The organism is Acidimicrobiales bacterium (assembly GCA_035540975.1).
In the GTDB taxonomy this organism is placed as follows: Bacteria; Actinomycetota; Acidimicrobiia; order Acidimicrobiales.
This window is the reverse complement of record DATLFN010000167.1, coordinates 14,895-27,005: the sequence shown is the minus strand read 5'-3', so window position 1 is coordinate 27,005 and position 12,111 is coordinate 14,895. Positions and strand designations below refer to the sequence as shown.

10 protein-coding genes are annotated in these 12,111 nt (G+C 72.5%); 4 read left to right on the top strand and 6 right to left on the bottom strand.

The window, feature by feature from the left end:
- Window positions 1-40 precede the first annotated feature (40 nt).
- The gene (locus VM242_16340; GenBank protein ID HVM06727.1) at window positions 41-1,732 is read right to left on the bottom strand and encodes a SpoIIE family protein phosphatase; all 1,692 of its coding nucleotides are present in this window, start codon (window positions 1,730-1,732) and stop codon (window positions 41-43) included.
- A 128-nt stretch (window positions 1,733-1,860) separates the two neighbouring features.
- On the opposite strand from VM242_16340, the gene VM242_16335 reads away from it, so the two are divergent.
- Both VM242_16335 and VM242_16330 read left to right on the top strand, forming a co-directional pair.
- Window positions 1,861-2,037 carry a hypothetical protein gene (locus VM242_16335; GenBank protein ID HVM06726.1) on the top strand — a complete coding sequence of 59 codons (177 nt, stop codon included), beginning with the start codon at window positions 1,861-1,863 and terminating at the stop codon, window positions 2,035-2,037.
- Between the two features lie 107 nt (window positions 2,038-2,144).
- Window positions 2,145-3,005, top strand: a complete 861-nt coding sequence (locus tag VM242_16330; protein ID HVM06725.1) for a glycosyltransferase family A protein — start codon at window positions 2,145-2,147, stop codon at window positions 3,003-3,005.
- Here the strand turns inward: VM242_16330 and VM242_16325 are convergent.
- From VM242_16325 to VM242_16310, 4 genes are all read right to left on the bottom strand, one after another.
- Window positions 2,968-4,053, bottom strand: coding sequence for a hypothetical protein (locus VM242_16325; GenBank protein HVM06724.1), 1,086 nt, complete (start codon window positions 4,051-4,053; stop codon window positions 2,968-2,970). The two genes, VM242_16330 and VM242_16325, sit on opposite strands and share 38 nt — an antisense overlap.
- A gap of 529 nt (window positions 4,054-4,582) precedes the next feature.
- Window positions 4,583-5,767: a PP2C family protein-serine/threonine phosphatase gene (locus VM242_16320; protein ID HVM06723.1), complete on the bottom strand. Its 1,185-nt coding sequence runs from the start codon at window positions 5,765-5,767 to the stop codon at window positions 4,583-4,585.
- 298 nt (window positions 5,768-6,065) lie between these two features.
- On the bottom strand, window positions 6,066-6,743 hold the full coding sequence (locus tag VM242_16315) for a response regulator transcription factor (protein ID HVM06722.1): 678 nt from the start codon (window positions 6,741-6,743) through the stop codon (window positions 6,066-6,068).
- Window positions 6,740-8,284: a sensor histidine kinase gene (locus VM242_16310; protein ID HVM06721.1), complete on the bottom strand. Its 1,545-nt coding sequence runs from the start codon at window positions 8,282-8,284 to the stop codon at window positions 6,740-6,742. The genes VM242_16315 and VM242_16310 overlap by 4 nt, the downstream gene beginning before the upstream one ends.
- Window positions 8,285-8,462: 178 nt before the next feature.
- On the opposite strand from VM242_16310, the gene VM242_16305 reads away from it, so the two are divergent.
- The gene (locus tag VM242_16305; protein ID HVM06720.1) at window positions 8,463-9,635 is read left to right on the top strand and encodes a VCBS repeat-containing protein; all 1,173 of its coding nucleotides are present in this window, start codon (window positions 8,463-8,465) and stop codon (window positions 9,633-9,635) included.
- Window positions 9,636-10,185: 550 nt separating this feature from the next.
- On the top strand, window positions 10,186-10,362 hold the full coding sequence (locus tag VM242_16300) for a hypothetical protein (GenBank protein HVM06719.1): 177 nt from the start codon (window positions 10,186-10,188) through the stop codon (window positions 10,360-10,362).
- Between the two features lie 481 nt (window positions 10,363-10,843).
- Here VM242_16300 and VM242_16295 read toward each other — a convergent pair whose 3' ends face one another.
- A complete protein-coding gene (locus VM242_16295; protein ID HVM06718.1) occupies window positions 10,844-12,076 on the bottom strand; it encodes an EAL domain-containing response regulator in 1,233 nt (410 codons plus the stop codon).
- Between the last annotated feature and the right edge of the window lie 35 nt (window positions 12,077-12,111).

Here is a 12,111-nt window from a genome sequence, read left to right as displayed (position 1 = left end):
CGCGTCCGGCGCCGGTGGCCCGACCGGACGGGCGAACGGCTCAGGTGACGTCGAGGGTGATGAGGGCGACGTCGTCGTCGCCCGAGCTGACGTTCGCCGCCAGCCACTCGGCTGCCGGCCCGGCGGGCATGGCCTCCGACGCGTCGACGCTCCCCAGGAGGCGGCGCATGCCCTCGTCGATCGACGCCGTCTTCGTCTCGACCAGCCCGTCGGTGAACAGGACGATCCGGTCTCCCACCGCCAGGCTCTCCTCGCTGGTGGTGAAGGTGGCTCCCCGCTCGACGCCCAGCGGGCACCCGGCCCGCGACCGCAGCCAGGCGGCCCGACGCCCCTTGTGCCGGACCACCGGGGGGATGTGCCCGGCGACCGCCCACCGCAGGCGTGCCCGGTCGCGGTCGACGGTGGCGACGCAGCAGGTGGCGAACGGCCCCTCCGGCTCGGCCAGTGCCACGGCGACATCGTTGGCGCGCCGCAGCAGCTCAGCCGGGTCGGTCTCCTCGACGGCGATGGCGCGAATGACGTTGCGCAGCTGCAGCATGTAGCCGGCGGCCTCGGGCCCGTGGCCGGCGACGTCGGCGATCACGAGCACGACCCGGTCGCCGCCCGGCATCACCACGTCGTACCAGTCGCCTCCGATGGGGATCTCGACGCTCGCCGGCCGGTAGTGCACGCCGATGTCGACGCCCGGCAACGTCGGGAGGTGGGCGGGCAGGGCGGCACCCTGGAGCACCTCGGTGGCCGTCCGCTCGCGGTCGGCGACGGCCCTGGCCAGGCGGGCGGCCTCCTCCGTCCGCACGATGGCGGTGACGTCGCGGTAGGCGGCGATGAAGCCTTCGTCGAGGCGGGCGACCTGCACGTCCCAGAACCCCGACCCGGGCTCGCCGCCAGCCCGCGCTCCGCCCTCGCCACCGCCCTCGCCACCGCCCTCGCCGCCGGCGGTCGGATCGGCGTACGGCAGCCGCTCGGCGACGAACGGCTCGCCCGTGGCGACCACCTCCACCACACGTTCCAGGATGTCGGGGTCGCGCCAGGCGGCGTGGAGCTCGTGCAGGCGCGCCCCGACCAGCTCCTCGGCCGGCCGGCCGGCGGCCGCCGCGGCACGGTGGTTCGCGTACTCCACCTCGAAATCGACGATGGCCCCGGAGTCGTCGCGGACGACCCGGGTGATGGCGACGTTGTCGAGCATGGCGTCGAGGGCGCCCCGCAGGCGCCGCTCGGTCCTCCGGCTGGCCGCCGTCTCGGCCTGGAGCCGGTCCTCCCGCTCGGCCTGGGTGGCCAGCAGCTCGGAGATGTCGAGGCCGGTCGTCACCAGGTGGGTGACGGGGGAACCGGGCGTGTGGCGGTCGAAGATGGGGTCCAGGTTGAACTCGACCATGCCGGTGGTGCCGTCGCCCCGGAAGTAGCGGCACACGGCCCGCAGCGACCGGCCCGTACGCACCGCCTCCCTGCACCAACCCTCCACGGTGGCGGACAGCGCCGGGTCGGGCCTCCACCACCCGCAGTCCCAGTACGGCTGGCCGAGGGTCTCGCTGCGGACGAATCCACACCCCTCGATGGCGAGGCGGTTGGCCTCCACCAGGTGGCCGCCGCGGTCGAGCAGGCCGGAGAACAGGACGTGTGACTCGTAGAGAGCCTCGAGCCACTGGGTGAGGACGGCCCCGGAGCGGCTGGGGTCGAACTCGTCGCGCCCGGCTGAGTCCGACCACCGCACGAAGCCTTCGTACCGCTGCATCCCGACTCCTGGTGTCCCGGGGTGCAGTTCCGGCGCCTGGCTCGGTGCGGGGCCACGCCCTGCTCGAGCCGAGTCGTCGCCCGCCCCCCTCCTGCTCAGCGCGAAAACGGTACACCGGGGCGGCGGGTGTGCTGACACGGAGCGCGGTGGCGGTGTTCATGCCGTTCATGACCGACGGCGCCGGAGCCGACTGGATCGGCGGCTGGTACGGGGCCGGCCCCGAGCCCGGGATCGCCCTGCTCTTCACCGTCGCCGGTCTGATCGGGATCGCCGTCACCGCCCTGGCGTGGACCTCGCGCTCGTAGCGGCGGCTGGCGACGACGACCTGAGCGACCAGCCGCCCAGCCGGCCGCGGCAGCCCGGCGCGCACGCGGCGGGCGGGTGATCGGGAACGGCCGTAGCCTCTCGGGCGATGCCTTCCGGGCCTCCGGCGCCGTCGGTGTCGGTCCTCACGGTGACCAGCCGCCCGGGGTCGATCGACGTCACGTGGGCGGCGCTGCGCAACCAGACCGTCCAGGACTTCGAGTGGGTGCTGTGCGACGAGCGGTACGACTGGCGCCACGAGGAGGTGGCCGCCTACGTCGACGACCCTCGCCTGCGCCACATCGCGGCGCCCCGGGCCGACGGAGCGCTGTGGAGCCTGAACCGTTCGCACAACGAGGCCCTGCGGCACTGCCGCGGCGAGCTGGTCGTCAGCCTCCAGGACTACATCTGGGTCGAGGCGGACGGCCTCCGGCGGTTCTGGGACGCCCACCGCGAGCACGGCGGCCGGGCGTTCGTCACCGGCGTCACCGCCACCTACCGGCTCCCGGCACCGGTCCACCGCCTCGACGGCAAGGTCACGATCTTCGCCGAGCCCTTCACCGAGCCGCCCGACCAGCTGGTACGGGTCGACGATAGCCGCTTCCGGTTCCCACCCGGCCGGTCGCCCACCACCGCGTTCGGGTGGGAGCTCAACTGGGCGGCGGCCCCGCTCCAGGCCTTCCACGACGTCGGCGGCTTCGCCGAGGACCACGACCGGCTCTTCTACTCCTACGACAACGTGACGGTCGCGGTCGTTGCCGACCGGCTCGGCTACCGGTTCCTGGCCGACCGCGACAACGTGTGCCGTGCGCTCGACCACGGCGACATCTTCCCCAGGCCCGACGACTGGGAGGACCGCCACGGCCGCCGCGGTGGCTGGGACGCCTGGTACCGGCAGTGGGTGGCCGAGGGTTGTCCCCGCCTTGGTCATCTCAGCCCGAGCGGGCGGGATGCCTGCGCAGCTCCTTGAGGACGCCGTCCAGCGGGGCGGTGGTCACGCCGCACTTGTCGTCCGTGGCGCCGTAGTACACGAACAAGGTGCCGTCCTTCACGACGGCGCCCGACGGGTAGACGCAGTCGTCCAGGTCACCCCTGCGCTCCCACGGCAGCTCGGGGCGGAGGAACGGCTCGGGGAGGCGGGCGACGACCCGGCTGGGCTCGTCCCTGTCGAGCAGGGCGAGGCCGCCGTAGTAGGCGTTGTCGCGGTCCTTGCCGTGGTAGATGGCGAGCCACCCGTCGTCCGTCTCGATCGGCGGCGGCCCGATCCCTGTCTTCACGCCCTCCCACGGCTGCTGCGGCGCCAGCCCCCGCACCTCCTCGGGGTTCCCGCCGGCCGGGTCCATCACCCAGCGGGTGAGGCTGGGTGACGTGGCCAGCCAGATCCCGGCCGGCTCGTCGGTGGTCCTCCACTTCACGTACTCGAGCCGGTCGTTGACGCTCTGGGGACGGGTCAGCATCACGTACCGCCCGTCGAAGCGCTGCGGGAACAGGGCCCAGTCCCGGTCGTCGATGTCGGGGAGCGGCGTCAACAGGCCGAGGCGCTCGAAGCTGGTGAAGTCGGTGGTGACGGCCAGGGCCGTTCGCGACAGCTTCGAACGGGTGAGTGCGGGTACGTCGATCGCCACGTAGGTGACGTACACCGTCCCGTCCAGAACGGTGATGCGCGGGTCCTCCACACCGTGGCGGTCGTACGGGACGTCGGGGCCCGGCTCGAACACCGGACCGGCGCCCTGGCGGGTGAACTCGATGCCGTCGGCGCTCGTGGCGTAGCCCAGCCGGGAGACGTACTCGGGCGGCCGGTCGTCGGCCGACACCGCCCGGTACAGGAGGTGGAACAGGCCGTCGCGGTGGGTCACGCCCGGGTTGAACACGGCGCGGGACTCCCACCACGAGTGGGCCACCGGCCCGAGGATGGGTTGCTCGAACTTGGTGAACAGGCTCAGCGCAGGCCCTGCCTCTCGACTCGACCGCTCCGGCGGGTGGGCGACGGGACCTCGGACGGCCGAGGAGCGGCTCACCCTCGTGCACCCGGTGGCAACGGCCGGGCGACCCGCGTGCCGGCGGCCCCGAGGCCGCCGGCGTACGGTCGTCCAAGCTACCCGGCGTTGGCGCGGGTGGAACCGACGGACGTCCCTGCGCCGCCCTGCGACGCACCCACCGACGGCAGGGCGCGGACGCTCGGCAGGAGCCCGGTACCGTCGACACGACGGCGTCCACGATCGGTGAGGCTCCAGGCAGCGGGAACGAGGGCGGAGGCCGGCGAGGCCGGACGCCGGGTAGCCACGACACCCCGGCGAGCCGCCGGCAGGCCGGCCTCGAGCTCGGGCAGGCCGAGCGAGCCGGGGAGAGCCGCAGCGCCGGCATTCGCATCGGCCGCGCCGGCGGGGCCCTGTGCACCACCTGCGCCGGCTCATCGGGATCCCGCACAAGACGACGCACACCGTGGTGGCGGTCGACGACAAGCGCCAGGTCGGCAATCTGAAGGTGCGCGCCAACGCGTCAAAGCTCAAGCGTCTGCTCGCATGGGCCGCGCCGTTCGGGAGACGCTCAGGAGGCGGGGCGCCACTCCAGCATGACGAGGGTGGCGTCGTCCTCGAGGTGCTCGGCCCGGTGCTCCACCACGGCGGCCACCGTTCGCCGCAGCACCTCGGACGCCACCAGGCCCACGCCGAGGTTGCGCTCCAGGAGGTCCTTCAGGCGATCGAGGCCGAACTGGTCACGCCGGTCCGTGGCGGGGCGCGCCTCGGTGACGCCGTCGGAGTAGAAGACCAAGGCATCGCTGGGCTCGAGCCGACACTCACCGATCTCCGGCTCGAGAATCCCGAGCCCGAGCGGGTAGCAGGGGGGGCACGAGACCTCCCCCACGACTCTGGCGCCGCGGGCGAGGATCGGCTCTGGGTGACCAGCGTTGACCCACCGGAAGCGGCCGGTGCCGGTGTCGAGGGAGCCGATGTGTCCGGTGACGAACGTGTCGCCCTCGAACTCCGACGCCAGGGCCTCGTCCATGCTGCGGGCGATGGCGGCCAGCCCGTCGCCCCGCCGCCGGGCGTGGCGGTAGGCGGCCAGCGCGAGCGTGCTGGCCAGCGCGGCGCGCAGCCCGTGGCCCATGGCGTCGAGCATCAGAAAGCTCAGCGTCTCGCCGTCGAGCGAGTAGTCGAAGCCGTCGCCTGCCACCTCGTAGGCCGGCTCCAACAACCCGGCGATGGCCACCTCGGGGGCATGGAACGCGAGGGGCGGGAGCAGCATGTCCCACTGCATCTCGGCGGCCAGGCTCAGGCTCCGACGCCGGCGGCGCAGCTCCACGAGATCGGTGTAGCGGCCAGCCGTGTGGAGGAGATGGCCGACGAGGCGCCCCAGGTCTTCCGACAGCCGCACGATCTCGTCGTCGACGGACGTGAACCCCAGCTCGAGAACGCCGACGCGCTCGGCCCGCTCTACGAGGGGCGCCCATACGCGCCAGCCGTTCGGCGTCTCGGCCCAGACGACCTCCTGGCGCTGGAATGCACGGCCCGCCATGGTGCCGGCCACCCCGACGCCCTCGGGTCGATCTTCCAGCAGGTCGGTGGCGAGAGCGACGGGCTGCAGGGTGAGCTGCTCGTAATCGACGACATAGATCACCAGGTGGTTCCCGCCGGCATCGGAGATAGCCGCGGCCACGTCGGCGGCGAGGAGGTCCGGGGGCGTGAGGTTGGCGCGCTTCAACAGCTCACTGATGATTCCCGCCCGCTGCACCCCGGGCAGCCTACGAGGGGTTCCCCGGCCCGGCTGGGTCGCTCACTGGCGGCCGGTCCCAGCGCCTCCTGCGGCCCACGCTTCGTGCGGTTCGAGCGCTGATAGGTAACCACTCACCCTCGACATGTGGGTGAACGTGCGGAGGACCCGCGTGTTGTAACCACACGCTCGGGTCCGGCACACAGAGGTGGTCGTCCGGCCCCCGAAGGGAACGACGGGTACCGTCTGGACACGAGCAATCATCGCTCCTGTCCCGTTTCTGCTCGCGTTGCCGCCTCGGCGTCCGGCGCTGAGCACGTCAGCTGGCGCCACCGGCGGACACTCCGAGCCCGGCCTCCCGAGCCACGACGATCGCTTCCGGCCGCCCCGCCACCCCTAGCTTGGCGAAGACGGTTGAGATCTGGTTGCGCACCGTCTTCACGCTGAGGAACAGCGTACGGGCGATGGCCTCGTTGGTCAGCCCCCGGGCGACGAGGACGAGGATCTCGCGCTCGCGAGCGGTGAGCTGGGGGAAGGCGGGCTCGGGTGGCCGGGCATCGGCCGCGACGAACCCCACGACCCGGCGGGCGACGGCGGGGTCGAACACGGCCTGCCCGCTCGCCGTCGCCTCGATGGCCCGGAGCAGCTCGCCGCGGCGCGACTCCTTCAGCACGTAGCCCCCGGCGCCGGCCCGCAAGGCGGACACCACCGAGGCGTCGTCTTCGAACATGCTCAGGACGAGGACTCGTACCTCGGGGTGGGCGGCGACGATCCGGCGCGTGGCCTCGATGCCGTTGATGCCCGGCAGGTTCAGGTCCATCACGACGACGTCCGGGAGGTACTCCCCGACGGCCTCCACCGCCTCCTCACCGGAGGAGGCCTCGCCGACGACCTCGAAGCCAGAGGCGTGGGCGACCACGGCGCGCAGCCCCTCGAGGAACACAGGGTGGTCGTCGACCAGAAGCACCCGGACGGGCCGAGCGTCGGCGGCGCTCACGGCGCCACCGGCAGGTTGGCCCGCACGACGGTGCCGCCGCCGGCACGCGGCTCCACGCGGCAGTTCCCCCCGAGCTCGGCCGCACGCTCCCGCATGGACGCCAGGCCGACACCCGGCTGGTGGCTCGAAGGGACGCCCACGCCGTCGTCCTCTACGGTGATGCCGAGGGACCGATCGAGCTCGAGCCGCACCCGGCACGTCGACGCCTGGGCATGGCGGCAGGCGTTCGTCACCGCCTCCATCACGATCCGGTAAGCGGCGAGCTCGACGGCCGGAGGGACGCCTGAGAGCTCGCCGGTGGCGGTCACCGACACCTCGAAGCGGCATCCGCCCGTTTGGTGTGCGAGAAACGACGCGCTCTGCTCGACCGCGGCGACGAGACCCAGCTGATCGAGCACCGGTGGCCGCAACTCGTCGACCAGGTGGCGGATGTCGCCTACCGCGAGCTGCATCTGCCCGCTCACGCGGTCGAGGACGGCCTCGGCCGCCGCAGGGTCGGTTGCGACAAGGGTTCTCGCCACGTCGAGCTGGAGGGTTACTCCGGCCAGCGTCGGGCCCAGGCCGTCATGGAGGTCACGCCGGATGCGCAGGCGCTCCTCCTCCCGGGCGGCGACCAGTCGCGCCATCGAGCGTCGAAGCGACGCCGTCTGCGCTGATGCCAGGACCCCTGCGGCGGGGACGGCGAGGACGGCGAGGGCGACGACGAGCTGGGCGGTGGAAGATGCCCCATCGTCGCCACGGTCGACGCCCCACACCATGGCGGCGAGAGCGGTGGCCGCGCCGGCGCCCGCCAGCCAGTAGAGCGGTCGCCGCTCCGAGTCGGCGTGCGTCCGCGCCCGGCGCAGTACGGCCGCGGTCCCGATGGCGGCGTTGGTGGCCACGAGCAGCCAGCTCAGGTCACGGACCGACCGCACCGCGCTGCCGGCGGGGTCGAACCCGAGCGGGTTGCGGGCGATGGCGTACTCCCCGTGGAGGGGGCCGGGCGTCAGCGCGTGCAGGAGCGCCAGCAGGACCACGTCGAACGCGGCGAGGCGGGCGGCCGACCGCCAGCGGGAGGACGGCAGCGCCCCGTCCGGGTAGAGGAGCAGCGCGAACGCCAGTCCGAACGAGGCCCCGGCCCACCACGTCCAGGCGCCGAGCCAGGCGGCCCAGCGGCCGCCGGGCAGGGCGCCCGGCTTGGTGATCAGGCCGTAGGCGGCGTATTCGCTCGTGAAGGCGCCGAACGCGACGGCCCCACCAGCCGCGAGGAACGCCCAGCCGCTGCGGTTGCGGGGGCTGCGCAGGGCAGCGGCCAGGCCGATGGTGGCGATGGCGAAATAGCCGGCGCCGGCGACGAACTCGAGGCCCCCCGTGGTGGTCCCGCCGGTGGACGGGGTCGAGTAGTTGCCGGCGAGCAGCACGGCGTTGAGCAGCGTGAACGCCGCCGTCGCCGCCCACGCCACCCAGGCGATCGGACGGAGGGGGAGCTCCGGGCGGGACACGGCCGACGCCTCGGTCGCCGGGTCGGCAGATGGCCGCGGCCGGACGGTCACCTGCCTCACGTCACGAGACGCTAGCGCCGCCTACCGCCACGTCCACGGGCTTCGCAGCGAGAGGCGGCGCCGGGGCCGGCCGAATTTCCCACCCGATTCGGGACTGCGGTCCCATGACTGCGGGATCACAGGCCCTCACCATCGGTTCCGGGAGCCTCGCTCGGGGGTTCCAGGGACGGAGGACATCATGAGCGGGAAGATCATCCAGCGCCTCGGGCTGGCGGCGGTGACGACGGCTGCGGTGGTGATGGCCGGCCCGGCGGCCTCGGCGTCGTCGGCGCCGATCCCGAAGGCCGTGCAGGCGTCGAAGGGGTGGGTCGACTTCAACGGTGACGGCAGGGCCGACTACTGCCGGGTCTCCGACTACAACTACCTGAAATGCACGGTCTCCACCGGGACGGGGTTCGGCACGACGTACTCGTCGCCGAGCGCCGTCGACCCGGGCTACAGCGCCGGACGGGCCTGGGCCGACGTGACCGGCGACGGGAAGGCGGACTACTGCCGGGTGGTGGGCGTGACCGACAAGTACCTGAACTGCACGCCGTCGACCGGGACGGGGTTCGGTGCCACCTTCGGGTCCGGACCAGTTCAGGCGGGCTACGACGCCGGCCGCGCCTGGGCGGACGCGTCCGGGGACGGGAAGGCGGACTACTGCCGGGTGATCGACCACTGGGGCCCCGCCCTGCGCTGCACTCCGTCCACGGGAACGGGGTTCGGCACGACGTTCGGGACCGGCGGGATCGATCCCGGCTACGACGCCGGTCGGGCCTGGACCGACGTCACCGGTGACGGGAGGGCCGACTACTGCCGGGTCACCGGAGGGTGGGACAAGTTCGTGCACTGCACACCCTCCACCGGCTCCGGATTCGGAACGACGTTCGGCTCCGGCAAGCTCGACCCCGGATACGACGCCACCCGGGCGTGGGCCGACGTCAGCAAGGATGGTCGTTCCGACTTCTGCCGTGGTGTGGGGAGCAACAACAGGATCGTCTGCACCCTGTCGAACGGCTCGAGCTTCGGCTCGGACATCTCCAGGTACCTCGACGTCGGCTACGACGCCGGGCGGGGCTGGGCCGACCACAACGGGGACGGTACGGCCGACTTCTGCCGGGTGGTCGGGCCGTGGTGGGACCTGAGGCTGCGCTGCGACCTCGCCTACGGGTCGGGCTTCTCCACGGCCTACACGTCGGCGGTGGTCGATCCCGGCTACGACGACACCCGAGGGTGGGCCGACTTCGACGGCGACGGGCGGGCCGACTACTGCCGCATGGTCGGCGGCGACTACAAGAATCTCCAGTGCACCGTCTCAAGCGGCTCGGGCTTCGGTACCACCTACACCTCCGGCGTCATCTACCCCTGATCGGAACGGGGCGGCTGGCGGCGCACCTGCGCTCAGCCGCCCCAACCCGCTCGGCACCCTGGGCCGCTGCCCGGACCAAGCGGCCCCCCAAGGCCCCCTCCGCTCTCGCGCGGAGGGGGCCTTTGCTTCCTGCTGCGCGCCACCTCCAGGAGGGGCAGCCGGCGCCGCCGGCCGAGGACACCGCTCGGGTGCCCGTGCATCGCATGCCGGCGACGGTCGCGATGGTGCTTGGGATTCGTTGCGGCAAGAAGCACGTCTGGCGTGGAGCCGCCCGACGAACAGTGCGTCAACTCGCCCGAGAACAGTATCGAAGCGGCGCTCGGTAAAGATCCGCGACGAGAAGTCGCCGACAAGTCCATCCGCCTGGTGGCAGCCTCACCACCACGGCGTCGGCGACGGCCAACGCCTCGGTCAAGGCCGGCGGCGACATCGTCAAGGCCGTGGACACCCAGATCACCACCGCCCGCGGCGTGGTGGCAGCCCAGGGCGACGCGGGCTCTCCGCGCTGACCCAGGTTCGCACCGACCTGCCCGCCACCATCACCGCTTCGGTGAGCGGCGGCGGCGAGACGACGGCCGGCCCGGCCGTCCCCTCGACGAGCACCGGCGTGTCGGCCACCCGCTCGGCCAGCGGTTCGGTGAACGGCTCGGCGTCGATCCCGCCGGCCTCGGCCAACCTGGTGGGCTCGGCTACGGGCTCGGTCAGCGCCCTGCTGGGCGGCAAGTAGCACCCCGCAGCTCACCTCCACCTCCACCTCCGCCTCCACGGCAACGGCGGCCCCCACGGGCCGCCGTTGGCGCGCGGCGGCACGCGCATGCTGCGCCGGCCTCGCTGGTCCGGTGGCGCTCACCGAGTCGGGTCAGCATGACGCGGTGGACGCGCGGGATAATGCCCGAGGGAGGCCACCGTTGCGTCGGCTCGGCTGTGACCTTCCGCACGCATCGTCACGGCTTTCATCGCCGGCGCCTCGTAGGTACCGCCCGCGAGGGGGCGATCTGCGCTGTCCCGGCCTGGTAACGACCCCGCTGCTTGCCAGCATTATCGGGCGGCCGACCAGCTGCACCCGGCCGAACATCGGGCGCGGGCTCATCGGCACGCCCTACGCCCACGCGACGACGTGCGCGCGAAAGGTGGGTTCTTGAGGTCGTGCTGCGATGCGACCCCGCCAGGTCAGTCAGTGCGGCTGGAGCGTCACCGCAGCGATGCGACTACTGCTGCCGGCGCGGGCGAGGCCGTGGTTCGGCGGTGATGTCGGCAGGGTCGGTACCCATCGTCGCCGAACGGCCGTGTTCATCGGGAGCGGGGTCGGGCCGTCCCAGCAGATATCCCTGGGCACACTGAACGTCGAGCGAGCGGAGGGTGTCGAGCTCTTCGCTCGTCTCCACCCCCTCGGCGATGATCATGGAGTCGATGTCGGCGGCGAAGTTGACCAGGGCGGTGGCAAGCGCCCGCCGGGCCGGGTCGGCGTTGATCCCCCGCGTGAGGCCCATGTCGAGCTTCAGGATCTCGGGGCGGAGCCGGAGGATGTGTTGCAGACCGGCGTAGCCGGCACCGGCGTCGTCCACGGCCATACGGACGCCGTGGCGGCGCAGACCGTCGAGCGCCTCGAGCACAGGCTCGTAGCAGTCGATCCGGTCGTGCTCGGTCAACTCCAGCACGATGCGCCCCGAAGGTCCCCGGGCGACCAGGTCGCGCAGCTCCGGTGCCGCCGCAGTCGACGGCGAGACGTTCACGGACACGAAGGTCTCCACGGAGAACCGGTCCACCGCCGCCAATGCCGCTCGGACCGCGGCCAACTCCAACTCGGTCCCCAGTCCGACCTCGGCCGCCTCCGCGAACCACTCGTTCGGGGGCCGCCGCGGCGCACAGGCGAACCGGGCCAGGGCCTCAACGCCCACCACCTCGTTGGTGGAGAGATCAGTGATGGGCTGGAACACCATCCCGAGCACGTCACCGGCAAGGGCACCCTCCACGCGCCGCCGACGCACCGCCCGCTCGGTTCGCTCAAGGCGCTCCCGCTCCGTGCGCTGGTCCAGTTCGCTTCGCAGCTCGTCGTTGTGCCGGCGCACGCTGTCGTACAGGATGCGGGTCTCGATCAGATTTCGGACCCTCAGGACCACTTCGGTGTGATCGAACGGCTTGATGAGGAAATCCTTGGCGCCGGCCGCCAGGGCGTCGTCCCTCGCCGCGGAGCGCACATCACCGGTGAGCACGATGACCGGAAGGAACTCGCCCTCGGGGAGCGTCAGCCGCAGCTGCCCGAGTACCTCCAGGCCGTCGAGCCTCGGCATGTGGAGGTCGAGCATCAACAGATCAGGCTGGAGATCGAGGCAGGCGCTCACCGCCAAGGAGGGGTCGGTCAGCCCGTGGACCGTTCCCACCCCGGCACGCTGCAGGACCCGCTCCAGCAGCGTCACGTTCACCGGGTCGTCGTCGATCACGAGAACGGTTGCTCCGGCCAAGGCGTCACCGGCCA